General features: G+C 47.2%; 23 protein-coding genes. 14 read left to right on the top strand and 9 right to left on the bottom strand.

Annotated elements, in window-relative coordinates; translation table 11 throughout:
* Window positions 1-23 precede the first annotated feature (23 nt).
* From paaD to AC5JBY_RS05610, 7 genes are all read left to right on the top strand, one after another.
* Window positions 24-731: a 1,2-phenylacetyl-CoA epoxidase subunit PaaD gene (gene paaD / locus AC5JBY_RS05580; RefSeq protein ID WP_495903572.1), complete on the top strand. Its 708-nt coding sequence runs from the start codon at window positions 24-26 to the stop codon at window positions 729-731.
* Between the two features lie 33 nt (window positions 732-764).
* A complete protein-coding gene (locus tag AC5JBY_RS05585) occupies window positions 765-1,541 on the top strand; it encodes an enoyl-CoA hydratase-related protein (RefSeq protein WP_495903573.1) in 777 nt (258 codons plus the stop codon).
* 25 nt (window positions 1,542-1,566) lie between these two features.
* The gene (paaI, locus tag AC5JBY_RS05590; protein ID WP_495903574.1) at window positions 1,567-2,004 is read left to right on the top strand and encodes a hydroxyphenylacetyl-CoA thioesterase PaaI; all 438 of its coding nucleotides are present in this window, start codon (window positions 1,567-1,569) and stop codon (window positions 2,002-2,004) included.
* A 6-nt stretch (window positions 2,005-2,010) separates the two neighbouring features.
* Window positions 2,011-2,613, top strand: coding sequence for an acyltransferase (locus tag AC5JBY_RS05595; protein WP_495903575.1), 603 nt, complete (start codon window positions 2,011-2,013; stop codon window positions 2,611-2,613).
* A gap of 108 nt (window positions 2,614-2,721) precedes the next feature.
* Window positions 2,722-3,729 (top strand): GTPase ObgE, encoded by a 1,008-nt coding sequence (obgE, locus tag AC5JBY_RS05600; protein WP_495903576.1) that lies wholly within the window; start codon window positions 2,722-2,724, stop codon window positions 3,727-3,729.
* Window positions 3,730-3,938: 209 nt separating this feature from the next.
* Window positions 3,939-6,335 (top strand): hypothetical protein, encoded by a 2,397-nt coding sequence (locus AC5JBY_RS05605; protein ID WP_495903577.1) that lies wholly within the window; start codon window positions 3,939-3,941, stop codon window positions 6,333-6,335.
* A 228-nt stretch (window positions 6,336-6,563) separates the two neighbouring features.
* Window positions 6,564-6,995: a hypothetical protein gene (locus AC5JBY_RS05610; RefSeq protein ID WP_495903578.1), complete on the top strand. Its 432-nt coding sequence runs from the start codon at window positions 6,564-6,566 to the stop codon at window positions 6,993-6,995.
* Window positions 6,996-7,025: 30 nt separating this feature from the next.
* Here the strand turns inward: AC5JBY_RS05610 and AC5JBY_RS05615 are convergent, their stop codons facing one another.
* Window positions 7,026-8,075, bottom strand: a complete 1,050-nt coding sequence (locus AC5JBY_RS05615; protein ID WP_495903579.1) for a glycosyl hydrolase family 18 protein — start codon at window positions 8,073-8,075, stop codon at window positions 7,026-7,028.
* 247 nt (window positions 8,076-8,322) lie between these two features.
* On the opposite strand from AC5JBY_RS05615, the gene AC5JBY_RS05620 reads away from it, so the two are divergent.
* Together AC5JBY_RS05620 and AC5JBY_RS05625 are read left to right on the top strand one after the other, a co-directional pair.
* Window positions 8,323-10,485 carry a S46 family peptidase gene (locus AC5JBY_RS05620; protein WP_495903580.1) on the top strand — a complete coding sequence of 721 codons (2,163 nt, stop codon included), beginning with the start codon at window positions 8,323-8,325 and terminating at the stop codon, window positions 10,483-10,485.
* A 161-nt stretch (window positions 10,486-10,646) separates the two neighbouring features.
* Entirely contained in the window at window positions 10,647-11,132 is a 486-nt protein-coding gene (locus AC5JBY_RS05625; protein ID WP_495903581.1) for an RDD family protein, read from the top strand.
* Between the two features lie 2 nt (window positions 11,133-11,134).
* Here AC5JBY_RS05625 and AC5JBY_RS05630 read toward each other — a convergent pair whose 3' ends face one another.
* Together AC5JBY_RS05630 and AC5JBY_RS05635 are read right to left on the bottom strand one after the other, a co-directional pair.
* Window positions 11,135-11,743: a DNA-3-methyladenine glycosylase family protein gene (locus AC5JBY_RS05630; protein WP_495903582.1), complete on the bottom strand. Its 609-nt coding sequence runs from the start codon at window positions 11,741-11,743 to the stop codon at window positions 11,135-11,137.
* A 3-nt stretch (window positions 11,744-11,746) separates the two neighbouring features.
* Complete coding sequence (locus AC5JBY_RS05635; RefSeq protein WP_495903583.1) at window positions 11,747-12,712, bottom strand: WD40/YVTN/BNR-like repeat-containing protein; 966 nt, start codon at window positions 12,710-12,712, stop codon at window positions 11,747-11,749.
* Window positions 12,713-12,779: 67 nt separating this feature from the next.
* Between AC5JBY_RS05635 and mnmC2 the strand changes: the two genes are divergently transcribed.
* Complete coding sequence (gene mnmC2, locus AC5JBY_RS05640) at window positions 12,780-13,451, top strand: tRNA (5-methylaminomethyl-2-thiouridine)(34)-methyltransferase MnmC2 (protein WP_495903584.1); 672 nt, start codon at window positions 12,780-12,782, stop codon at window positions 13,449-13,451.
* A gap of 43 nt (window positions 13,452-13,494) precedes the next feature.
* Here the strand turns inward: mnmC2 and cysS are convergent, their stop codons facing one another.
* The 5 genes from cysS to rlmD form a co-directional block, all read right to left on the bottom strand.
* Window positions 13,495-14,991, bottom strand: coding sequence for a cysteine--tRNA ligase (gene cysS, locus AC5JBY_RS05645; RefSeq protein WP_495903585.1), 1,497 nt, complete (start codon window positions 14,989-14,991; stop codon window positions 13,495-13,497).
* Window positions 14,992-15,139: 148 nt separating this feature from the next.
* Complete coding sequence (locus tag AC5JBY_RS05650) at window positions 15,140-16,264, bottom strand: endonuclease/exonuclease/phosphatase family protein (protein WP_495903586.1); 1,125 nt, start codon at window positions 16,262-16,264, stop codon at window positions 15,140-15,142.
* Between the two features lie 8 nt (window positions 16,265-16,272).
* Window positions 16,273-17,190 carry a rhomboid family intramembrane serine protease gene (locus AC5JBY_RS05655; protein WP_495903587.1) on the bottom strand — a complete coding sequence of 306 codons (918 nt, stop codon included), beginning with the start codon at window positions 17,188-17,190 and terminating at the stop codon, window positions 16,273-16,275.
* 102 nt (window positions 17,191-17,292) lie between these two features.
* Window positions 17,293-18,102: a rhomboid family intramembrane serine protease gene (locus tag AC5JBY_RS05660; RefSeq protein ID WP_495903588.1), complete on the bottom strand. Its 810-nt coding sequence runs from the start codon at window positions 18,100-18,102 to the stop codon at window positions 17,293-17,295.
* Between the two features lie 55 nt (window positions 18,103-18,157).
* Entirely contained in the window at window positions 18,158-19,561 is a 1,404-nt protein-coding gene (rlmD, locus tag AC5JBY_RS05665; protein WP_495903589.1) for a 23S rRNA (uracil(1939)-C(5))-methyltransferase RlmD, read from the bottom strand.
* Between the two features lie 65 nt (window positions 19,562-19,626).
* On the opposite strand from rlmD, the gene ligA reads away from it, so the two are divergent.
* The 3 genes from ligA to AC5JBY_RS05680 all read left to right on the top strand — a co-directional run bounded on the left by ligA (window position 19,627) and on the right by AC5JBY_RS05680 (window position 23,146).
* Entirely contained in the window at window positions 19,627-21,729 is a 2,103-nt protein-coding gene (gene ligA / locus AC5JBY_RS05670) for an NAD-dependent DNA ligase LigA (protein ID WP_495903590.1), read from the top strand.
* Window positions 21,730-21,799: 70 nt separating this feature from the next.
* Window positions 21,800-22,360, top strand: a complete 561-nt coding sequence (locus tag AC5JBY_RS05675; RefSeq protein WP_495903591.1) for a helix-turn-helix domain-containing protein — start codon at window positions 21,800-21,802, stop codon at window positions 22,358-22,360.
* Between the two features lie 117 nt (window positions 22,361-22,477).
* Window positions 22,478-23,146, top strand: a complete 669-nt coding sequence (locus tag AC5JBY_RS05680) for a DUF2461 domain-containing protein (RefSeq protein WP_495903592.1) — start codon at window positions 22,478-22,480, stop codon at window positions 23,144-23,146.
* Between the two features lie 128 nt (window positions 23,147-23,274).
* On the opposite strand, the gene AC5JBY_RS05685 is transcribed toward AC5JBY_RS05680, so the two are convergent.
* Window positions 23,275-24,282: an aspartate-semialdehyde dehydrogenase gene (locus AC5JBY_RS05685; RefSeq protein WP_495903593.1), complete on the bottom strand. Its 1,008-nt coding sequence runs from the start codon at window positions 24,280-24,282 to the stop codon at window positions 23,275-23,277.
* Between the two features lie 465 nt (window positions 24,283-24,747).
* On the opposite strand from AC5JBY_RS05685, the gene AC5JBY_RS05690 reads away from it, so the two are divergent.
* Window positions 24,748-26,463 carry a lamin tail domain-containing protein gene (locus AC5JBY_RS05690; RefSeq protein WP_495903594.1) on the top strand — a complete coding sequence of 572 codons (1,716 nt, stop codon included), beginning with the start codon at window positions 24,748-24,750 and terminating at the stop codon, window positions 26,461-26,463.
* Window positions 26,464-26,474: the final 11 nt, after the last annotated feature.

The following is a 26,474-nucleotide window of genomic DNA, read 5'->3' on the forward strand; positions in this document are numbered from 1 at the left end:
ATTAGAGGCTATAAAGAAGTGAGTTGTTACGGCGAAGTGAGAAATCTGCTATCGAAGCAAAGGCTGCCAAAGCAAAGGAGTGTCGAAGCAAAGGCCATCGAAGTAAAGAATGCGAAGTAAAGGCTATCGAAGCAAAAGATGCGAAGAACAGGGCTGTCGAAGCAAACGCAATTGCCCGGTCCTTTAGGGCCGGGGAAAAAGAAAAAAACTTAGAGGGGGCTTTAGCCCAATTAATATTGACCACTACAAAAGACATATCCCTCTGGACACTCCTCGAGCAAGTCGCCGACCCGGAAGTGCCCGTCCTGTCGATCATCGACCTGGGCATCGTACGCGACATAAAAGTCAATAATGAGGAAGTAGAAGTCGTGATCACACCCACCTATACCGGCTGTCCGGCAATGGATGTCATCAGCATGAATATCCGCATGCTGCTACTGGAAAATGGCTACAAGAAAATATCCATCCGGCAAACACTATCACCAGCCTGGACCACCGACTGGATGAGCGAAGCAGGCAAACAAAAGCTGGCAGCCTATGGCATTGCACCACCCAATCCGGTACAGCAGGTTTGTAACACCCAGCTGTTTGCAGAAGACGAAGCAGTAGCCTGTCCCCAATGCGGCTCCTTCCATACCCGCCGCATCAGCGAATTTGGTTCAACGGCCTGCAAAGCACTCTACCAGTGCAACGACTGCCACGAGCCATTCGATTATTTTAAATGCCATTAAAACATACCTACATTTATTCTACAAACTATATCCATGTCAACAGTACTCTTTCAAATTGACAGCAACGTCGCAATCATCACACTCAACCGTCCCGATAAGCTCAACGCCTTCAACCGGGAGATGGCATTGCTCTTACAACAGCAGTTAGATGAATGCGCCAGCTTGCAGGAAGTCCGTTGCGTGTACATCACGGGCGCTGGAAAAGGCTTCAGCGCTGGACAAGATCTTGCCGAGATTGTAGCTACCGATGGACCTACGATGACACAGATATTGAGCGAGCACTATAACCCGATCATAGAACGCATACGCAAATTGCCCAAGCCGGTGATCGCTGCCGTCAATGGAGTAGCGGCCGGTGCTGGCGCCAACATTGCCCTGAGTTGCGATATTGTGGTAGCTGCACAAACAGCATCCTTTATTCAGGCATTCTCCAAACTGGGATTGATACCCGATAGCGGCGGCACCTACTTCCTGCCCCGCCTCATTGGTTGGCAAAAAGCTTCAGCCCTTGCCATGCTGGGCGATAAGATCTCCGCCGAAGAAGCCGAGCGCATGGGCATGATCTATAAAGTAATGGCAGGCGATGACTTTGCTGCAGCCACATTACAACTGGCAAAGCAGGTAGCCCAAATGCCCACACAGGGATTGGCTTTTACCAAGCAGGCCCTCAACCAATCCTTCGCCAACAACTACCAGCAACAACTGGCCCTCGAAGACCAGCTGCAACAACAGGCAGCCCTTACAGACGATTACAAAGAAGGTGTAAATGCCTTCCTCGAAAAAAGAGCACCGCAATTCACAGGAAAATAAACCAAACACACAAGCACGACAAAATATGCAGGCAGATCAATTGGCACAACAGGTAGTTGACAAAATGATGCAACACGATGCCTTCAGCCAGTGGCTGGGCATACAGGTAATAGAAATACGCGAAGGCTACAGCAAACTCCAAATGACCTTGCGCGATGAGATGCTCAACGGCTTTGGCGTCATCCACGGTGGCGTCACCTTTTCATTGGCCGATAGCGCCCTCGCCTTTGCTTGCAACAACCGCAACAATCTTTCAGTAGCATTAGACGTGTCGATCACCTTCACCAAAACGGGTAAGCCCGGAGATGTCTTCACTGCCGAAGCGCGGGAGATACACAATGGCCGCAGCACAGGATTATACCTCATTGAGGTCACCAATCAACACAACCAACCCGTAGCCACCTTCAAAGGCACCTGCTTCCGTACAGGTAAAGAACTCATAACTCCGCCATCTAATAAATAAACATCCATGATCTACGCATTCAAAGGATTCATTCCTGTAGTCCACGAAACCTCCTTTGTACACCCACAGGCAGCAGTGACAGGCAACGTGATCATTGGAAAAAATGTATACGTCGGCCCCGGTGCCGCCATTCGTGGCGACTGGGGAGGCATCATCATAGAAGATGGCTGCAACATTCAGGAGAACTGCACCATTCACATGTTCCCCGGTGTTACGGTAATCCTGAAAGAAGGAGCGCACATCGGACACGGCGCTGTAGTACACGGCGCGGTGATCGGAAAGAATTGCCTCATCGGTATGAACAGCGTGATCATGGACAACGTAGAATTGGGCGATGAATGCGTGGTAGGAGCCCTCACCTTCATCAAAGCCAACGAAAAGATTGCCACCCGCAGCCTGCTGATGGGTAACCCGGCCCGGGTAGTAAAACAGGTAAGCGACGAAATGGTATCCTGGAAAACTGCCGGCACCCGCCTCTACCAGGCCCTCCCCGCCGAAATGCACGAACACTGGCAACCCTGCGAACCCCTCCGCGAGATCCCCGCCAACCGCCCCGCCCAGGAAGCCCTCTACAAAACCTGGAACCACATTAAAAGCGAAAACAAATAAGCATGAGCAAAGCGCACAGTTGAATTCCTTAGACTGTGTTGATCGCGGCAGCAGCGCGAAACACCAAACCCGGAACCCGGAACAAATTGCCATATCTTTGCAGCCTCAATGGAAAGATCAAATTTTGTCGACCAGATAAGGATATTTTGCCGCAGCGGACACGGAGGTGCTGGTAGTAAGCACTTTATGCGCACCAAGTACAACGCCCAGGCCGGCCCCGACGGCGGCAATGGCGGTCGCGGCGGCCACATTATCCTGCGTGGAAATAAGAACCTTTGGACATTATTACACCTTCGATACTATAAGAACGTACTCGCCGAGAACGGCGAAGGCGGCAGTGGAAACAACTGCACCGGCCGCTTTGGAAAAGACGTGATCATAGAAGTACCCCTCGGCACGGTAGCCCGCGATGAAGAGACAGAAGAAACAGAAGCTGAAATACTCGAAGACGGACAAGAGATTGTCTGGATCAAAGGAGGCCGGGGCGGATTAGGCAATGCCGAATTTGCGACCGCTACCAATCAGGCTCCCGAACACGCACAGCCCGGAGAGCCCGGCGAAGAAGGCTGGAAAGTGTTGGAACTGAAGGTGCTGGCCGATGTGGGACTCGTAGGCTTCCCCAATGCGGGCAAGTCCACCCTGCTGTCGGTCATGACGGCCGCCAAGCCCAAGATTGCCGACTATGCCTTCACCACGATCACGCCCCAGCTGGGCATGGTAGAATACCGGGAGGGAAGAAGCTTTTGTATAGCTGACCTGCCCGGGATCATTGAAGGCGCCGCAGAAGGCAAAGGCCTTGGCCATCGCTTCCTGAGACATATCGAACGCAATCCCGTACTCCTGTTCCTCATTCCGGCAGACAGTGCAGACCATAAAAAAGAATTTGAGATACTCGTCAACGAGCTGGAACAATACAACCCCGAACTGTTACACAAACAATTCATCATTGCTATTAGCAAAAGCGATATGCTGGATGATGAACTCAAAGATGCCATTAAGAAAGAGTTGCCACAAGGCATCCCTCACCTCTTCATTGCATCAGTAGCACAACAAGGCATACAGCAGTTGAAAGACCTCCTCTGGAAAGTCCTCAACGAAGAGAATAACAAGATATAAATACAGTAAGAGCAACACAACAACGTTGTGTTGCTCTTACATGATTATTACCCTTTAGCAACACAACCACTGACCCTCTTCGGCTATCTACTCAATAATCCCTTATATCCACGCACTACTCTGAACGCTCGACTCAGTACTCTCAACTCAACACTCCAGACTCTGAACTTTTCCTTAGCTTTGGTAACTTACTAACCAATGCCTGTCTTATGTTAATCTTTGACTCAAAGATCGTACGCACGATCTATTACCTGTGTTCGTTGATATTACTATTCGTTTCCCGTCTCCTGAAATCTATATGGTTGTTCTTTCCGGGCATCCTGTTCCTGGTACTCGCCATGTGGTGCTTCTGGACATTGAACCAGGGGAAAGACATCATTGTCGCCTTCACAGAAAACCACAAAGCCAAAGCCTTCTTCTTCATCGCCATCGCCTTCTGGATATACGTAACCTGGTATTCAGCCCGCATTGTAGCCTACATTAAGAAAAGCAGACAGCAGGATCGCATCAAAAAGATCATGGGCACCTGCACGCCCGACGAGGCCGCGCAAAAACTAAACAACACACAATACTTCGACCTGCCACTGGCCTGGTTGAGCATATTCCCACATATACTTGGATACGCCTGCTTATTGGTCATAGAGCTGGCAGTATTGCAATCGCCGGTGCTCGGTGCCGACGCCATCACTGCAGGAAAAGCTTTCACCTACTTCATCTTAGGCATGGTGATCTCCTGGGGGCTCGATGACATTGTACGCAACTTTGCAGGCAAGAATATGAAGCTCTCACGCATTATCTTCTATGTAGTGCTGGGCATATTCCTGATAACCGCCGCCCTGGTCATCAGCAACCCCAAAGGATCGATCATGTCATTACTGTGGGTATTGCTATTGCTCCATGCAGTATTCCTGCTATACATCAACCTGCGCAAGAAAGCAATGCCTGCCACCACAAACGCAAAACCATTTATCCTGCTCAGGTGGGTATATGCCCTCATGGATTTCCTGTGCATCCCACGAATAGAAACAGGATACTTCCGCTGGTTCAATATCGTATCCCTGGGAGGTTTAATAGTATACCTGCTCACCATCAACTCCATCAATATATCCTGGCAGTTGGGGCCATTCCCCTTTGTACTACTGGCGTTTGCAGTATTGCTGGGATTTGGCAATATCCTCACTGCACTCTCAGTAAAGATCAACATCAACCTCCACTTCATCATCTTTATCATAGCCTTCCTGCTCGGTTCAAAAGAAACACACTACGTGCGCACCAAACGATTCGATACAACCGCACAACATGGCATCTACAACCAGCGACAGGATATACAGACCTATAGCAGAAATTGGGTTACCGACAGAGGAGCAGAAATAGACAGTGCAAAAAGTGGATACCCGGTATACTATGTACTGGCCAATGGAGGCGCCTCCCGTTCAGGATACTGGACCGCTTCAGTATTGGGCCAGTTGGAAGATGCTACAGCCGCCAGCACCGATCCATTCTCCCGCCACATATTTTGCCTGTCCGGCACATCAGGTGGCGGAGTAGGAGTGGCCACCTTCTTTTCCCTGCTCCATGGACGCAATAAGATGTCGAAAGACGTTAATGTGTCTTACCTCAATTCAGCCCGTTCATTCCTCCGGAAAGATTTCCTCACCTATACACTTGCCCACATGCTCGGGCCCGATTACTTTAAATACATCTTCCACATCAACAACGACGACCTCTCCGATAGAGCAGGCGCATTGGAAGAGACGATAGAAGCCGGAGCCCGAAATGTTACAGATACCCTGAAAGTAGCGATGGATGAGCCCTTCTCAAACATGCTGGCCCTGAAAAACCAGCCTTACAACCTGCCTATCCTCTGCGTCAATACCACCCGCATGCAGGATGGCAACCCGGGCGTTGTCACCAACATCCGGTTGAGCAAAGAGATATTCAACAACCGCGTAGATGTAATGGATGTGCTCAACGATACGTTGGACATGCGCCTCAGCACCGTTTCCATACTGGGCGCCCGCTTCCCCTACATCAGTCCCGCAGGTCGTGTAGACCAGTGGCTGCCCGAGAGAATGCGCAACCAGAAAAACGACAGCATGCTCATACACTACTTCGTCGACGGCGGGTACTTCGACAACTCCGGCGCAGGCGTAGTACAGGAAATGATGCGCTCCCTGTTAATTCAGGCAGATACAACTAAAGACCTTGTATTTAAGAGAAGAGTAGCCAAGCTACATTTGATGGTATTGCACATCACCAATAGCCCGGTAGGCGTAGCGCCCCTCACCAGCGTCGGCCCATTGAAGAATGACCTTTCCTCACCGGTACTCACCATTCTTGGCGCTTACGACATGCAGACGACAGTAAATGATAAACGATTAATAAACTTCCTGAACGACACCGACAGAGATTCCATTTGCCGGGGCGCCGAGTATTACCCCATTCACCTGTATAAAGACGCAGATGAGAAAAGGAAAGATACACTCAAAGAAACACCCTACGCAATGAACTGGTTCATATCAGATACAACACTCAAGCGTATGGACAGCCGCTTATTAATACAACCCAAACTGCAATTATTAATCAAAAGAATGGCACAGAAGTAATAACCACATTAATTCATGTAGTAACACTGATCCAAACATAATAAAGCCTTAACCCGCTACAGCACTGATTTATTTGCACCGGCAGATAAAAGCCCGTATCTTTATCCTATACATTTCTCACACACCTCAATGATTGTTTTCCTCCCCTGATTGACATGCCTCTATGATTGCTTCCAGGCGATTACTTGCTCATACAACCATTGTAACATTCAATTAAATCCCTTTTGTATGAAAAAGCAATCCATGAAAGTCACAAAAGCAATCATCCGTAACAAGCTGACAGGCATCACGGTAGCCATGCTCATTTTTGCAAATGCTTCCACTGCACAAACAAGAGCAGTAGCTGTTAGAGAGCCAATTGTAGGAACAGCGACAGTAAAGCACATTGGCAATCCCAAAGGAAGCGTCGTATTCCAGGTACAATACGACAACGTCACCGGCGACAGGTTTTCCCTCACCATTAAAGATGAAGATGGCGCCGTTCTCTACCAGGATGTATACGCCGATAAGAAGTTTGATAAAAAATACCAGCTGCCACAAGGCGAGGCCAATAAGATCAAGTTCGTCATCAAAGGCCTCAAGACCAATCACATCCAAACCTTCGAAGTCAACACCAACGTACGCACCATCGAAGAAGTAGCGATAAGGAAAGTTAGTTAGCAACAAAGCATTGCCGATTGCCGGTGGCAATTAATACGCCCTGCCAAGCGTATCACAGGCGGCTTTCAGCAGTGAATTGCCGTCATGTGCGTCCTGCCCCTTTTCCCATAACATAATACCGTTGGCCTGTTGCTTGGCCAGCATGGCCTTCTTTTTAATAGTAGGCATGCCATTATAATAGATCGTATACGGCGTAGGCCAGCCCGATGTGGTAACGATGGCTGAGTCCGACAAAGGACTGCCGCCCTGGCTTATGATGCTGCTATACGACAGCGTGGTATTGGATTGCGTAATGCCGGAAGGTCTTCCATAACCAGGCAGGCCCAGCACAAACTTGGCCTTGGGCATGCTGCGCGTGGTAAGCCAGTAGTTCATACACGTTTGCACCAACGCCATGTCCGAATGATGCTTATAAGCAACAGAAGTATTGAAGTCATCGTAAACCATTACGTTGAACCAGTCCACATAATTGAACAACTCCGCCTTGATGGCATCGCGGTTGCCCCCTGCATATTTGCCGGCAGTAATCGCTGCCGTTAGGTAATATTTGCCATCCCGGTGGCAGCTATCACTCAGCTCCTTCATGAGCGCCGTGAAAGTAATGTCGGAGCCATCACCCGTATTGGGGAATTCCCAGTCCACATCAACCCCGTGCACCTGGTACACGCGAATACTGTTCATCACCTGCTTGATGAAATTATTACGGCCGGTAGCTGTAGCTGCCATCGTGCGGAAGTCGGCAGAGGCTCCATTGATACTGATCATCACCTTGGCATTATTCGCCTTTGCTTTGTTTACCACAGTCGTGAAAGTAGACGGACTATTGATCACGAGAGCGCCGGCAGCATTCAAAGTAAAGAAAGCATAATTCACCACGTTCGTCATACGGAACTTGACGTCTGGTACTGCATTCGGGTCACGGTAAGAAGGAAAATAACCAACTACCTTGAAGCCAAAGTCAGGAGGAGCCGTGATCACTACAGGCGGAGGATTAGGCGTAGGAGGAGCAGAGTCCTTTTTGCTACAGGCAGCTAACAATAATAAAGCAGCATACAAAAAAAGCAGTTGACGGTGCAGCATAGCGTTTTGATTAATGTTGCTGTGTGTTGACAATACACACAGCTATTGATTTGGTTGGATACTAAATATAAACGATTCCCTTTACACGAAACAACAACTTCAGCATCAATAATTTTTCCCTGCGGGTTAGTACGGATGGTGTGTTAATTCTTGCCAGCGCTGGCTTTCAGCCCATGCAGGAATCCGCAAAAATTCACCGCGTTACAAAATTTTCAAGTACGTTTGCCTCCTAAAAACTACTCTCATTATGAAGAAGCTTTTCATAGCGATTGCATTACTGATCTCAACGTACAGGACCCTGGCAGATGAAGGCATGTGGTTGCCACTGCTGTTGGGCCAGCAAGTGTATAACGACATGGTAAAACGTGGACTCAAACTCACCAAAGACCAGCTTTACCACATCAACAAAGCATCCATCAAAGATGCGATCATCATATTCAACGGAGGTTGCACAGGCGAGATCGTGAGCAACGAAGGCCTCATCTTCACCAACCACCACTGCGGATACGATGCCATTGCCAAAGCCAGCTCAGTTACCAACAACTACCTGAGAGATGGCTTCTATGCAAAAAGCAAAGGCGAAGAGATTCCTTCGCAGGGACTATATGTAGAGTTCCTGCTGAAGATAGAAGACATGACAAAAGAAGTGGAAGAAGCAGCTAAAGATGCTACCGGTGCCGATCGCACTACTAAGGTAAACGCAGCGATAGCAGCCATCAACCAACGCCTTTCCGATGAATCAAAAGGCATCATTGCCCGCGTGAGCCCCTTGTTCAAAAGCAACCAGTTCCTGGTATTCGTTTACCAGCGCTATACCGATATCCGCCTGGTAGGCGCTCCTTCCGAATCCATTGGAAAGTTTGGTGGCGATACCGACAACTGGGAATGGCCACGCCACACCGGCGACTTCTCTGTGTTCCGCGTATACGCAGCAAAAGACGGACAGCCTGCAGCCTATGGAACAGAGAATGTTCCATTGAAACCTAAATACTTCCTGCCCGTTTCTATCAAGGGCGTTAAAGACGGCGACTATGCCATGACCTATGGCTACCCTGGCAGCACCAACCGCTACGAAACATCCTTCGGCGTAAAACAAAAAATAGACATCAGCAACCCAACACTGGTAAAGCTGCGCGACATCAGGCTCAAATACATGTTCGACCAGATGAAGAACGACCCGGCAATCAAACTGCAGCTGGCATCCAGCTATGCATCCATTGCCAACTATTGGAAGTTCTACGATGGCGAAACAAAACAATTAGTGAAGTACGATATCTACGATCAGAAAAAAGCAGCAGAAGCAAAATTCCAGCAATGGGCAAATGGCAAACCGGAATTCCAGAACCTGTTCAACGACTGGTCAGCCGCCTACGATGCATGGAGACCTTACAGCAAACACTTCGTGTACCTGAATGAAGGCATCTTTGGATCACCACTCCTGGCCTTCGCATCCAGCTTGCAACAGGTAGAAAATGCCATCGCGAAAAAAGGAAGCTCTGCCGATATTAAAAAAGCAGTAGACGCAGCCAAAGAAACAAGAGCCAACTTCCTGAAAGGCGAGAACAAAATATCCGACCAGCAGATCGTGGCCACTGTACTCATGATGTTCTATAATGATGTAGATAAAAGCCAGCACCCCATAGGATTCTATGAAGGTCTGCGCGGCAGCTACGGCGATCTGAAGGACGAAGCCACCTATAAGAAGTTCGCCAATAACCTGTTTACCAATACCATGATCCTGGATGAAAATAAATGGAACACCTTCACCACGAATCCAGACGCTACGGTATTACAGGCCGATCCTGCTTATGCTACCGCCTCCGCATTTGTAAAGAACTGGGTAGGCAAATACCTTCCCCAGTCACAACAGTTCAATGCAAAGAACAATGAGTTTGGCCGCATCTACCTCAAAGGCATCCTGCAAATGGATACCGTAAAAGCCAAAAAGATGTACCCCGATGCCACCTTTACCATGCGCGTAAGCTATGGCAACGTAAAAAGCTATGCACCAAGAGATGCAGTAAAATATGATTACGTAACCACCATGAGCGGCGTATTGGAAAAATACAAACCCGGCGATTATGAATTTGACTTGCCGGCAAAAGAGATAGAACTGGCAAAAAAGAAAGACTATGGCCAGTATGCCGATGCCGGACGTAAAGACCTCGTAGTTGGATTTATCACTACCAACGACATTACAGGCGGCAACTCTGGTTCACCCGTTATTGATGCTAATGGCAACCTGATAGGCCTGGCCTTCGATGGCAACTACGAAGCCCTCAGCCACAAAATTGCTTTCGATCCTGTTTACAACCGCACCATTTGTGTAGACGTACGCTATGTACTTTGGTGCATTGATAAACTGGGTGGCGCATCCAACATTATTAAAGAACTGAAGTTGGTGAAGTAATTACCCAACTGTTCAGCTTTCATAGCAAACCCTGCAGCAAGTGCCGGCACCGATTGGCAACGACTGCAGGGTTTCTTTATTATTTCTGTAAACATTAATACTTAGATAATCGAAACTTCGTGATATCACTATAAAGTATATTAAAAACTTTATGTTATTTGGTGGCAAGATTAGTAAGCAAACATATGCCCCACCCCAGCAATGTCAACCTGTTACAGGACATTGAACACGAAATGATGTCACGCCAGGAAGCGCCACCACAATTGCGCTTCGCCAATTACATAATTGACCTGATCAGCTTCTACGCGATTATTATCACACTGATATTATTGATGGCACTCACCACCTGGGGACCCGTAATATTTCAGGCAATAGAAAAACTGGATGGCCTGACGGATTTTGTAATACTCCACGTTCTATACGGATTCTACATGCTCATAGTAGAAGGAGTGTTCAAAGGTAAGACGTTGGGTAAGCTCATTACAGGCACACGCGTAATACACGAGCGCACAGACTCCTTTAGCTGGCGCGATGCCCTCAGAAGAGGTTGCATGCGCATGATCCCCCTCGAATACGTTACAGGATGCGTAGGAAGCCCATTCCACGATCAATGGACAGAGACCCGCGTTATCAGAGAAAGAAAATAGAACTATTTAGCCGGACTGTTATCCTTCCAATGCCATAAATGGATACAGGCATATGTGCGGTAAGGACTCCATTTATCAGAAATACGCAGTAAGTCAGCTTTGAACTTCTTCTTGTCATCCCGCTTCAGCTTGTAGATACCGATCATGGCATTTTGAATACCGAGGTCATCGATCGAAAACACATCCTCCCGTCCCAGTGCAAACATGAGCAACATCTCCACTGTCCACCGGCCCACACCCTTGATCTGCGTAAAGTAGGCAATCACCTCCTCATTATTCATCTTATGCAGCTTCTTCACATCCATACCCTGCTCGATGGAAAAGCGCGCTACATTATGAACATAATTCGTCTTGGCATTCGATAACCCAATACTCCGCAGAGTAGGCAATGGCGTATCCAGTATTTGTTCGGCCGTTGGCTCCTTGCCTTCATACAAGTTCAGGAAACGCTGATAAATAACATCCGCCACCTTGGTCGACAACTGCTGACTCATGATCGAAGCACACAGGTAAATACAGATATTCTTCCGCTTCTTCAGCGTAAACCCTTCATGCTTCTCCAACAGTTTGGCAAAGCGTTTATCTTTACTTAAATGCTCTTTATATACCATTACTTAAGGTTCAACATAACGTAAAATGTAAGAATCATTCGGGCCTTCTTTTATAACCCATCCATGCTTGCTGTCAGTGAAATGGATTTCTGCAAGACTCGCATCAACAACGCTTACAACCTTAGAAAAATGCTTGCCGCCATCTGTGGTCTTAAGGATCGCGCCCAGTTGCAATAAAAATCCCTGGTCTTTATTGAAGAAGTGTACGTCTACCGCGGGACCTGCCATCGGAACGAGTTCCCAGTTGGCGCCAGCGTTAATCGTTTTATAAACCCCTCCGGTACAGGGAACCCAGCCGGTATTGGCATCGCTGAATTGCATCCCATACGGCATGCTACGTTGGGCAAGTGATTGTTGAGTGATAAAGGAGGCCCCGCCATTGGTTGTACCAAAAATAGTATTCTCGCCGGCAATGAAGCCCTTGGTAGAGTCCTGGAAAAATAAGGTGATAGCTGGCTCATTAAAAGTGGAAGCTGTAACCTTCCAGGTTTTGCCGCTATCAACACTCATAAACAGATTGTTGTTGAGAACGATATAGCCAAGACGCTTATTGAGAAACTGTACATCGGAGACCCGTTCGTCGCCTGGCAAAGCTGCTTTACTAAAACTGATGCCTCCGTCTGAAGTTCTTAAAACAAAATTTTTATGATCATTGTCGCTGCCTGTAAGCCAGCCATTATTGGCATCCAGCCAAAACATATTTTTGATCGTGCCTGTATTGGCAGGTAGCGATAAGCTTGACCAGGTAACACCCCCGTTGGTTGACTTATAAAAAGCAGTTCCGGCAGCATAACCAGTATTGTTATCTACAAAAAATAGGTCGATAACATTCGCGAGAGGTACTTTACTCCACCCGGTTCCAAGAGAATCCTCCTTGAGAACATTGGGAGCAGGATTGTCTTTACCACATCCACTGATAAGAAGTACAACGAACGCAAATAAGAAAAAGCAGGAACATAAAAAGCGCATAGCAGACAATTATAACCCTAAGATATAATCTTTTGGGTACACTATCACCGCAACATAGCTTTGCAACATGAAGGAAAGGGAAGTCATGATAACAGCCGATGGCTCAGTAACCATTGCCATCCCGGAGCTGAACGTTACCTACCACTCGAAACACGGCGCCATACAGGAATCTATGCACGTATTCATCGAAGCAGGATTAAGGCCGCTGTTGCACAAACAGGAGACTATCGCCATATTTGAGATGGGCTTTGGCACAGGACTCAACGCCCTGCTAACCCTTGTCGAAGCAACAAAACACCAGCAGAAAATAAACTACCACACAGTAGAAGCCTTCCCCCTCGAAAAAGAAATGGTAGCACAGTTGAACTATTGTGAACAATTACAACAACCGGAACTCAACCCCCTCTTCAACGAACTACACGCTTCTCCCTGGAACGAACCCATCCACCTTAGTCCCTGGTTCACCTTCCAAAAGAACCACACCACCCTTTTCAACCTGTCAACTTTTCAACCTGTTAACCTCATTTACTACGACGCCTTCGCTCCCAACGCCCAGCCGGAGTTATGGACAGCAGAAGCCTTTACCCAACTATTCAACATGTTGACAGCAGAAGGTATATTGGTAACCTATTGCTCCAAAGGAGATGTACGCCGGGCGATGCAGGCAGCCGGATTCCTCATAGAGAAAATTCCCGGCCCGCCCGGTAAACGCGAAATGGTAAGAGCCACAAAGAAGTAACTGTCACCCTGAGCCTGTCGAAGGGTCGCTTAAGGGTGTTTTCCTAATCAAACGAGTAGCTAACCCTGCCATCCTTCTCATCCTTCAGCAAAATACCCAGCTGCTGAAGCTGATTGCGGATCTTGTCGGAAGTAGCAAAATCCTTGCGGCCGCGTGCATCCCTGCGGATATCGATGAGCAGTTCCAGCACTCCATTCAGTTTGCCATCTTCATTAGCGGTCTCACCCTTCAGGCCAAGAATGTCTTCGATATAAGCTTTAAAATATTGTTGCAGGCGGGCAAAAGTAGCCGCTGAAATAGCAGAAATGTCAATCAGTTTATCCCGCATCGAATTGATAACAGGCAATACCTCATACAAATTGGCCAGTACTTTAGCAGTGTTGAGGTCATCATTCATGAAATCATCCATCTCAGACAGTAACCTGTTCACCTTTTCATCCAGCTCTTTGTCTGTTCCTGCTGCATCCTTTGCTCCATATTCCAGTTTCTTCAAATGCTCATACCCTTCCCATAACCTTTTCAATCCCTTTTCCGCAGCCTTCAGCGCCTCGTTGCTGAAATCGAGCGTACTCCGGTAATGCGTTTGCAGAATAGAGAAGCGGATCGTCATGGGGCTGTAAGCCTGCTCCAACAGCGGGTGCGTGCCGGCAAACATCTCCGTCAGCTTGATCTGATTATTATAACTCTTGCCCATCTTCTTCCCGTTCACAGTAATCATATTATTATGCATCCAGTAGCGGGCAGGCACATGCTTATTGCAGATCGTACTCTGAGCGATCTCACTTTCATGATGCGGGAATTGAAGGTCCATGCCACCTCCATGAATGTCGAACTCAGTTCCAAGATATTTGGTACTCATGGCCGAGCACTCGATATGCCAGCCGGGGAAACCTTCGCCCCAGGGACTTACCCAACGCATGATATGTTGAGGAGGAGCCGCCTTCCACAAAGCAAAATCCTGCTTGTTCCTTTTCTCATCCTGTCCTTCCAGCTCGCGGGTAGTTTCCAGTTGCTCGTCCATCACCCGGCCACTCAATTTACCATAGGGATAATGCTCGGCATACTTCTTTACATCAAAATAAACAGATCCATTCACTTCATAAGCATAACCATCCTCGATGATCTTCTTGATCATTTCGATCTGCTCCACGATATGGCCCGTAGCAGTAGGCTCGATGCTTGGCTCCACATTATTGAATTGCAACATCGCCCAGTGAAACAGGTTGGTATACTTCTGCACCAGTTCCATAGGCTCCAGCTTTTCCAGCACAGCCTTCTTGGCGATCTTATCCTCCGCTTCACGGCCTTCCTCTTCAAAGTGGCCGGCATCGGTTATATTCCGTACATACCTCACCTTATAACCAAGATGCGTCAGGTACCGGTACACCACATCGAAGGTGATATAAGGCCGCGCATGCCCAAGGTGACTTTCGCCACTTACAGTAGGACCACACACATACATCCCCACATGCCCCGGGATAATAGGCGTAAACACTTCTTTCTGTCTTGTATAAGAATTCAGGACTTTCAGCTCACTCATAAAAAATCGTTGATATCAGACTGCGAAATAAATAAAAATGGGAAAATACCGTATGGATAACACAAAAATAGATTTATCCTGCCACAACAGGACACGTACAACAACAGGAGGGAAAGAACAGGATCGCCATGAGACAAATATAGGGATTTTATTCAGTGACTTTAAGCTGTAAATCGGCCACCACAGGGTAGTGGTCCGAATAAGGTAGGGCAAACCGTTTGCATTGCGTCACTTCAAATCGCTCGTCCGCCATGATATAATCGATCCGCAGCGTGGGAGCAATTTCCCGGTAAGTACGCCCGATCCCATTACTGGCCGCAATAAAAGCATCCTGGCGTTTACCCCGGATATGGAAATAAGTATAAGAATTGGGCACATCATTGAAGTCGCCGCAAATAACAACCGGGTGAGGACTTTTGTCCAGCTCTTCCCGCACAATATCGACCTGGGCGCCCCGGGATGTATACCCCTGCTTCAACTTCTTGACGATCGACTTGGAGGCATCCAATATACTGTCATCCGCAGTTTTGATCATCCGCAATTTCTCATAATCCTGCTTTTGAAACAATACCGACTGCAGATGCGTATTGAAAACCCGGATAGTTTGCTCGCCCACCTTAATATCACAGGAGATCAGGCTTTCTGCTGCCCGCAACTGAACAGGGCCGGGATACCGTATCCGCATACTGTCAGTGATCGGGAATCGCGAAAAAATAGCCACCCCAACCTCCAGCGGGCCATCCTTACGGCCATAGTCGATTACCTTATAACAATAAGGATAATTCATCTTGCTGATATCCTTAAAATTGCTGTAGTTGACCTTGTTGGTTTCAAAGTATTCCTGAAAACATAAGATGTCCGGATCCTGCTCCTTGATAAAAGCAAGCATCTGCTTACGGCTTGGATAAGCACCCTTGGTGAGCCGCTTCTGCTCGTCAAACCAGCGCACATTCCACGTCAACACCCGAATGTTATGCTCCTTTTTAGTAGTAGAATATTCACCCGTATGAAAAGCGATCAGCGCCCGTATATTGGTGAAACCTAATACCAGAGCTGCCAGCGAAAGAAATGCCCACTTGGAACGAAACAAGGTCCAGAAGAGAAGAAATACGATTACGAGGATTAACAGATAGGGAAAAGCGAGGCCCAGTAAAGCAAAGAACCACCACTTTTCAGGATGCAGGAATGCATTGGCACAGGACAGCAGGAAAAGTGCTACTATACCAATGTGAAAAAAGATAAAAACACGTTTGGCGATGGTTCGTACGGCCATGATTAAAATTACAGTTCTTCACCCTCAGAAGCCCGTTTCAAAATATCTTTTTCCTCTTCGGTCAGGAAACGGTACCCCTGTTGATTGATCTTATCCAATATCTCATCAATACGTTTTTGTGTGATATTGGGAATTCTTTTAAAAGGTTGAGTGCCTGTTGATTTATAATGCAGTTCGTCTTTGGCAGTTTTCTTCCAGCTACGCTTATCAGGGTTGAACAGGTTATTGACCCAATCAAAGAACCTGTTCATCCAGGCTGTCCAGTCACGGCCCCTGCGCAATTGATGCACAAAAAGGAAACCGATACCCGCACCAGCCAGATGGGGGGTAATATTACTGACCGCCGGCACCATCGCAAGATCGAGTGCCACAAAGATCAAAGTAAGCACCCAAAGCGGAATACCACCATTGATCATCGGGAAAATGCGGTAACGGGGCGCCAAAGCTGTTGTAGCAATCGCAATCGCCATTACACCCATCGAAGCCCCCTCCAGGTTATAATCGATAGCAGTTTTGAAAAGAGCAGGAACGAAAGAATAACTTAAAATATAGAACACACCACCTGCCAGACTACCATAAATAAACAATGGGATCAGCTTCCGAGGACCGGCAAGGTCTTGCAAAATATAACCAAAAGCCCACAGCCACAGCACATTACCGATCAGACGCATCGGGTCGGTATGCATAAACATATAAGTCAGGATCGTCCAGGGGCGATTGAGCAGAACGCTCGGATTGGCGGGAAGCGTAAACCAGTTGAATATCTCGGCGTTAAAAACGGCTAAGGGAACATCCGACATGGTATATACAAGCCACAGAAACTTAAAAAGGCAGAACATAATAGCCAGAATAGCCAGCAATAAAACCAACGCATTACCATCCTGGCCCAGCAAAATGCGCTTCCTGTATCGATCTTCCCGCAACACGAATTTATTTTTGGTGAATTTACAAAACCCAACCCACAACGCCCTTATACGGCATTACGATATTGGTAATAATTAACAGTCGTACAGCACCTAAAGTTGTCGTCAGAATAATTTACGCCGGTTGCCCCTTCGGTAACTAATGTATACCATCAAAAAGCCTACCAGGCCACCACCAAGGTGAGCTACGTGAGCAACCTGGTCATTGGGGTCATTTTGGATAGCTGCCCAAACCTCTACCGCGCCATAAATAAGGGCCAGCCATTTCATTTTGAGTGGGAAAAGAAAGTAGATCATCACCATGTCATTCGGGAATAAATAAGCGATGCCCGCCAGCAAACCGTAAACCGCTCCTGAAGCACCCACTACACTACCCCCGGTAGCAGCTTCTTTTAATTCACCTGAAACCCTGAAAATACTTTTGATCACTTCTGGGTTATCTGGATTACTGTTCACGATGTCGGTAAAATTGGGGTAAGCCCTATTCATTCCGTTCCGTATCCAGTCATATTTATTCAAGAGCGCATTATAATTTTTTACAGAAGTATGATCCTGTAAAAAATTGATATCACTGATCACCGGGTAGGTCTCCACCAGTGTGGCCACACCACTGATCACCCCGGCGCCAATACCACAGATCAGGTAAAAAGTAAGGAATCGCTTGGCGCCCCACACCATTTCCAGCTTGGAGCCAAACATATACAAAGCAAGCATATTGAAAAGAATATGGCTAAAGCCCCTCGTGTCGTGCATGAACATATAAGTCAGCAACTGGTGCGGCTTAAAATCCTTGGACAGGAAGTGGTGCTGGGCAAACAATTCATCGATGGGAAATTTACCTTGAAAAGTAAGCTGCGCCAGGAAAACAAGGCCATTAACGATCATAAGATTCTTAACGATCGGCGTTAATGGCATAAACATTCTGTTCGAATACACTATGATGCTGTTTTAGGTTATACAATCTAAGGTCCTACTTTTTTAGCTTTAGTTGCACCACATTCTCAATATGATGCGTATGCGGGAACATGTCTACCGGCTGGATCCGCGTTACTGCATATTTCTCATCCAGCTTGTGCAGATCCCTGGCCTGCGTGGCAGGGTTGCAGCTTACATACACCACCAGCGGCGCTTCCATATCCAGTATCTTCTGAACCAGCTTTTCATGCATCCCGGCCCGTGGAGGGTCGGTAATAATTACATCGGGCTTACCATGGCGCGCAAAAAAAGCATCATCACAAATATCTATAACATCCCCGGCGAAAAACTCCGCATGATGAATATTATTCAGCGCGGCATTTTCTCCGGCATCCTCGATAGCCTCAGCGATCACCTCTACGCCGATGATCTTTTTGGCCAGCTTGCTCACAAACAACCCGATGCTGCCCGTACCACAATAAAGATCATATACTATTTCTTTGCCGGTCAGCTCTGCAAAATCACGGGTGATCTGGTATAAACGTTCACCCTGCCGTGTATTTGTCTGAAAAAACGACTTCGGTCCGATCTTAAAAGCAAGGTCTTCCAGTTTTTCAGTAATATATCCTTTTCCATAATATGCCCGTGGCTGCAGGTCATAAATAGAATCGTTCTTCTTAGGGTTAATAGTATACAACAACGTGGTAATTTCCGGCACCTGTCCCAGCAAATGATCAAACAGCTCCTTCAGCGCCTCCTGGTCATCATAACCCAAACACACATTCACCATTATTTCACCCGTAGTGCATACCCGGATGATCAGGGTACGCAGCCAGCCTCTGTGCTCGCGGATATCATAAAAAGGATAACCCCGCTCCATCGCAAACTGCCGGATGGTATTCTTGATCCTGTTCGTCGGCTCCGCCATGAGATGACAAGTATTGATATCGATGATCTTGTCAAACAGACGCGGAATATGGAAACCCAGCGCACTTTCTTGCTCGATGGTATCAGCCCCGGCTATTTCATGCGGCAGCAGGTAACGGCGGTTGCTGAAAGTAAACTCCAGCTTGTTCCGGTATCGCACCGTGCTCTCGCACCCCGCGATCGGGGCAATGTCCGGTAAAGCCACTTTGCCGATCCGCCGCAGGTGCTGCTCCACTTCGTGTTGCTTATACACCAGCTGCTTCTCGTAGGGCAGCATCTGCCATTTACAACCCCCGCAAACACCAAAATGTTCGCAAAAAGGCGATACCCGGTCCGGGGAAAAAGCATGAAAGTGAACAGCTTTACCCTCCGCCCATTCCTTTTTGTTCTTCGATAAGCGTACATCCACCACATCACCAGGTACAGCCCCCTCAATAAATACAACCTTCCCATCTACCTTGCCCAGCGCCTTGCCTTCCGCCGCATAATCCTGTACAGTCAACTTTTCCAGTACCACGTTCTTTTTTCTCATGCCGCAAAGATAACGGATAGCCCTCCAATGCCTAATTTTACACATAAACACATAACCAACCAATTATGTATTCTGCCGGCAAGACCAAATCATTACAACAACTGACCACAACCTTATTAGATAAGGTGAAGAAAGAAAAGATAGATGCTAAAAAAGATATAGATGAGCTGCGCGAAGTATTACGCTTTCATGAATACAGATATTATTTGATCAATGATCCTCTGGTAGCCGATTATGAATACGACCAGCTGTTCAAAACCCTCGAAACGATCGAGACCGCCCATCCCGAACTCATAACGACAGATTCCCCTACCCAGCGCGTAGCCAAAGGACTTACCAAAGACTTTCCACCAGCCCCCCACCTGGTGCCCATGCTTTCATTGGAAAACTCCTACAACGAAGAAGACCTTGTAGACTGGGACCGCAAAGCCAGAGAGCTGTCCAAACTAAACCAGATAGAATATTGCGTAGAGCCCAAATTTGATGGCGCCAGTATATCCCTCATCTACGAAAACGATCTGCTGGCCCGGGGCGCTACCCGGGGAGACGGCGTACAGGGCGATGATATAACCACCAATATCAAACAGATCCGTTCCGTACCATTATCAGCTAAAATTTCAGAATATGGACTGCAACAGGTAGAAATAAGAGGCGAAGTATTATTGACCAAAGACAACTTTAAAAAATACAACGATAAACTCATCGAGCAAAACCTGGCGCCGCTGGCCAATCCACGCAATGCGGCAGCAGGATCATTGCGCATCAAAGACCCAAAAGAAGTAAGCCGCCGCAACCTGGAAGCATTCCTCTACCATATCAGTGATTATGTAACATTGCCGGGAGCACCCGTTCATAAACTACTGCAAACACACAGCGGTTCACTCGAACTGTTATGGGAACTGGGATTCCGCAGCCCCCAAAAAGAAGTCAGGGTATTTAAAGGCATAGAAGAAGTAGTAAAGTATTGCCATGAGTACGAGCAAAAGCGCGACGACCTGCCCTATGAAATAGACGGCATGGTAGTTAAAGTCAATAGCCTCGAATTACAAGACCAACTCGGCATGACTACCCATCACCCGCGTTGGGCCATCGCGTATAAGTTCAAAGCACGCCAGGCAACCAGTAAACTCAGAGCTATAGAATTTCAGGTAGGCCGAACCGGTTCCATTACACCGGTGGCCAAGATTGAACCCGTACCGATCGGCGGAGTAACCGTTGGCTCTATTTCATTATTCAACGAAGAAGTGATCCGTGAAAAAGACCTCATGATCGGCGACACAGTACTGGTAGAACGCGCAGGCGATGTGATCCCATATATAGTAAAATCACTACCCGAAGTAAGAACAGGTAATGAACAACCCATTGTCTTCCCAACGAAATGTCCCGTTTGCCATGATAAACTGGTAAAGACACCCGATGAAGCAGTGTGGCGATGTGTCAACATTAATTGCGAAGCCCAGGTTCTCCAACGTATTTTTCACTTTACGAGTAAGGATGCCATGGATATCAGGGGCCTTGGCGAAGCCATCGTACAAAAGTTTTATGACCTTGGCTTCCTGAAAGATATTCCAGGAATCTACACCTTGCCATTCGATAAGATCAGGACCCTTGAAGGCTTTGGCGAAAAGAGCATCACTAACCTGCAGGCAGCTATCACTACCTCTAAAGAACAGCCACTACACAGGCTCATCTTTGCACTCGGTATAAGATATGTAGGCGAAACAACCGCTAAGACCCTTGCCCATGCTGTAAAGCATTTACTTGACTTTGCTCAACTTTCGCTTGAAGAGCTACAAAACTTGGAAGATGTAGGACCAAAAGTAGCAGGAAGTATACATCAGTTCTTCCGTAATCCCGATAACATAGAGATGCTTAAACACCTTGAAACATTGGGGTTGAAGTTAAAAAATGATAAAAAAGATATGGCCGTATCCGGCAACCTTTCCGGTCAAACGTTTTTATTTACCGGTACCCTGCCAACGCTGAAACGCAGTGAGGCAGAGGCTTTGGTCGAATCCAATGGAGGCAAGCTATTGGGTAGTGTGAGTAGTAAGCTCAACTACCTGGTCACTGGTGATGAGGCCGGGTCGAAGTTGGAGAAAGCCAAAAAGATAACATCGGTTAAGATCATTAGTGAGGCCGAATTCCTGACCTTGGTTAACCGCTAACATATCTTTCTTACAAATGATTTGATTTTCGCATATCTTTTTTTGTAACTTTAGCCAAAAGGAAAAGGCGATGATAAAAAAACTCCCCAACGAGGTGTGGAAACCTTTACAGTTTCCAGGCTGGAAGCACCTTAGAAAAAAGTATGCGCTGTCATCTCATGGCCGCATAGCCAGCTACACAGAAGATGTTGTTGAAGATGGTAAACTGTTGCAAGGTTCTTTGACTACCGGCTACCGGACGTTGAACCTGCACAGACCCGGAAACAATGGCACCCTCTACATTCACCGCGAGATTGCCAGGTTATTCCTCGGTAAGCCCGCAGCCAAAAACAAGTATGTGATTCACCTGAATCACAACAAACTCGACAACACAGTGAAAAACCTTAAGTGGGCTTCACTGGAAGAAATGATCAGTCACCAACAAAACAGCCCAGCAAAGATCGCTTACAAGAAAGTTCAGGCGAACCGGACTGAAGGTCTTAAGCTGAATGCAAATCAGGTGAAGAGCATCAAGAAAGTTCTTACAGACAAGAACCGGAAGATCACTATTAAAAAACTCGCGGAAAAATATGGCGTTAGCGAAATGACCATGTACCGCATTAAGAGTGGTGAGAACTGGGGTAGGATCTAAACCCAACAACCGGTAAAAACAGTATAAGTGGCGTATATGATGAGAGCGATCATCAATACGCCACTTATCTTTTTTGGGAGCATCAACAGCCATCCATACCTTTAAAATAAAAAGTATATGCTGTTGCCTGCTACGGTCAAGTTCCTCAAAGACCTCAAAAAGAATAACGATAAATCCTGGTTCGACGCACACCGCCCACAATACGAAGCTGCTAAAAAGAACTTCGAAGAATTTATACAGGCTGTTATTGATAAACACGGTAAGCAAGACCCCACCATCAAAGAACTGACAGCCAAAAGCTGCATGTTCCGCATCAACCGCGATGTCCGCTTCTCAAAAGATAAAGCACCCTACAAAAACAACTTTGGCGCCAGCATTAACCGGGGAGGTAAGAAATCCATCTATGCCGGCTATTACTTCCATTGCCAGCCCGGCGAGAGCTTTGTAGGCGGCGGGCTCTGGATACCCATGCCACCCGAAACGAAGAAAGTAAGACAGGAGATAGATTACTGCTTTGATGAGTTTAAAAAGATTGTTGGCAGCAAGAAATTCCAGGCCATATATGGAAGCTTATACCAGGGGGATGATGTTTCCCTCGCACGTGTGCCCCAGGGATTCGAAAAAGATAACCCCGCAGCCGACTACCTGAAGCTGAAGAGCTGGCTGGCCATGCAGGAACTCAAAGACAGCGATCTCACTTCAGATACCCTGGTAAAGAAAACAGTAGCCGCTTTTGAAGCCCTCCAACCTCTACTGATGTTCCTGAACCGCGCACTCGAAGAATAAACGTTGTCAGACTAAAGCAAAAGGGTGGGTCGCCTTCCAAAAGGCGGCTCACCCTTTTGCTTTAGCATAAAAAAAGTCCCGCTTATTAGGCGGGACCGGGAGTATGGCTATACTTTCCCATTAAGCACTTATAACAGCTTCTTAGATACTAAGTATTCTGCGATCTGTACTGCATTAGTAGCAGCACCCTTGCGCAGGTTATCACTCACCACCCAAAGATTGAGCGTATTGGGCTGCGTCTCATCACGACGTAAACGGCCCACAAACACCTCGTCCTTGTCATGCGCATCCATCGGCATAGGATATTTTTGAGTAGCTGGATCATCCACCAGCACTACGCCAGGAGCACTGCTCAATAAGCCGCGCACTTCATCCAGGCTGTAATCACTGTCAAACTCTACGTTCACACTCTCACTATGACCACCCATTACAGGGATACGTACTGTAGTAGCAGTAACGCGGATAGAATCATCACGCATGATCTTCTTCGTCTCATTCACCATCTTCATCTCCTCCTTGGTGTAACCATTGTCGAGGAACACATCGATCTGGGGGATCACATTCAGGTCGATAGTATATTTATAAGCCATCGGAAACTCACCATTGCTGCCTTTCTCAGCTTTGGCGCGTTCACCCATCAGTTGGTCTACTGCCTTCTTACCAGTACCGGTTACACTTTGGTAAGTAGATACAACCACACGCTTGATATTATATTTCTTGTGCAGCGGGTTCAACGCTACTACCATTTGGATAGTAGAGCAGTTGGGGTTGGCAATGATCTTATCCTCTTTAGTCAACGCATCTGCATTAACCTCGGGAACGATCAGCTTCTTGGAAGGGTCCATGCGCCAGGCCGAAGAGTTATCGATCACAGTGATACCAGCCTCTGCAAACTTGGGAGCCCACTCCAGCGAAGTGCTGCCACCAGCAGAAAAGATAGCTACAGCAGGCTTGGCGGCAATGGCGTCCGTCATGCTGATGATCTTGTATCCCTTACCCTTGAATACAACTTCCTTACCTACAGACTTTTCAGAGGCAACGGGAAGGAGTTCAGTTACGGGGAAATTACGTTCGGCTAATACTTGTAACATTTTAGTGCCTACAAGGCCAGTGGCGCCTACTACTGCAACTTTCATGATTTGTTGATGCTTGTTTATGGTTTAACAATAATGTTTTTGTTTCCGGTATGCTGCAAACAAAAAGGCCTTCCCGTGGGGGGAAGGCCTTTTTGAATATTCTGTTATACAAAGCAGTACTCAACCTTCCCCATTGCTGGGTTGCTTCTTCGTGCGCTTTGTATGTTTCATCATTTTTTGCATAACGAGCAGCAAAAGTAATTGGCAAACACAGAATCCACAAATTTTTATTCAAAAAAAGTAAAAAAGCCCCTTGCCGGTATTATTTCTTAAAAGATATCTCTGATTTCTTGAAGGACGTCAAACAAGCAGTCCTCTCCTTGGCATTAAGCTTGTTGCTCGAAGCTCGCTGCTCACAGCTTGCATCCAAATAAATTATTTTATTATTTAATGTTTGCTCCTTATTTTCATCCCTCCATACACGGTATCGAACAACCGTAATGGCCTTTGAAAAACCATTAACCAATGACTGCAAAACTGCTTGCATTACTCCTATGCATGTCTTTCATGAGGCTGTATGCCCAGCCACCACAACGATTCGATATAATAATAACAGAACTGCTGCCAGATCCTGCGCCGCCGATAGGCTTGCCCAACAATGAGTTCATAGAACTAAAGAATGTAACGACCCATGCCATCAACCTGCGAGGCTGGAAACTAAGCGACGGAACAGCCACAGCTACGATCAATACCAACATCACCCTTCAGCCCGACAGCTTCGTGATCATCTGTGCCAATACTACTGTTCCCTTGTATACGACCTGGGGCACTACAATAGGCGTAACCAATTTCCCTGCCCTGAACAACGATGCCGATATCATAACCCTGTATGCGCCCGAAGGCAATGCCATACACACAGTGGCCTACACAGATCAATGGTATGAGAACGCGGTTAAAGCAGGAGGTGGATGGACATTGGAAATGATAGACACCCGCAACCCCTGCACAGGAGCCGGCAACTGGAAAGCCGCAACACATAATAGTGGCGGAACACCTGGCAGGGAGAATTCCATCAAAGCTGATAACCGGGATGAAACACCACCGGCATTAGTGGGCACCTTTACAACCGACAGCCTTACGATCATAGCTGTTTTTGATGAATCACTGGATAGTGTAAGTGGGGCCGTAGCCAGTCGTTATTCCTTCAGCCACGCTGTTGGGAATCCTGTTTCGGCAACCCCGCAAGCACCTATGTTTAAGGAGGTGGTGCTTAAACTGTCCGCAGCTATCAACAAAAATCAGGTGTACCACCTTACTGTAAAAGGTGTAACCGATTGCTCTGGCAACACCATTGGTATGATGAACAGCACGAAGGTGGGCCTACCGGTGCCTGCAGACACGCATGATGTAATTATTAATGAATTGTTATTTAATCCGCCATCAGGTGGCACAGATTATGCAGAGTTGTACAATCGCAGCAACAAAACGATCGACCTAAAACAATTGTACATCGCCAATCGTTCTGCTGCGGGTGCATTAGCGGGTATCCAACAAGTCACCGCCACATCCCGGTTATTATTTCCCGGCGAATACATGGCCCTGACCGAAGATGCCCGCTGGTTACAACAGCAATACCTCATCAAAGAGCCGGCTGTTGTAACACAACTACCATCCCTGCCTTCGATGCCGGATGATAAAGGAACAGTGGTCATTATAAATGCACAGGGAACAGTAGTAGATGAGGTCCAATACGATCATAAGTGGCACTTTGCACTGATCAGCAATGAAGATGGCGTTGCCCTGGAGAGAATAGATTACAGCAAGCCAACACAGGATAGCCACAACTGGATGTCGGCAGCAGCTACGGTGAGCTATGGCACACCAGGCTATCGCAACTCACAGTTCAGGGCCGACCTGCAACCCAAAGGAACAGTTACTGTTACGCCCTCTTTGTTTTCGCCAGACAATGACGCGGTAGATGACTTCGTAAACATCCAATACCAAATGACAGAACCAGGGTATGTTGCCAACATTACCATCTTTGATGCCAACGGAATACCCGTGCGGCATCTTATTCGGAGCGCCACGATCGGTCAGCAGAGCACGTTCCGCTGGGATGGGTTGGACAATAACCGGCGCAAATTACCCATTGGCATTTATGTAATATTTACAGAACTCTTTAATTTGCAAGGCAAAACAAAAAAGTTCAGGAATAGTGTAACATTAGCGAGAAAATTCTAACTAACATAAAA

The sequence above is a fragment of the Paraflavitalea sp. genome, from assembly GCF_059502485.1.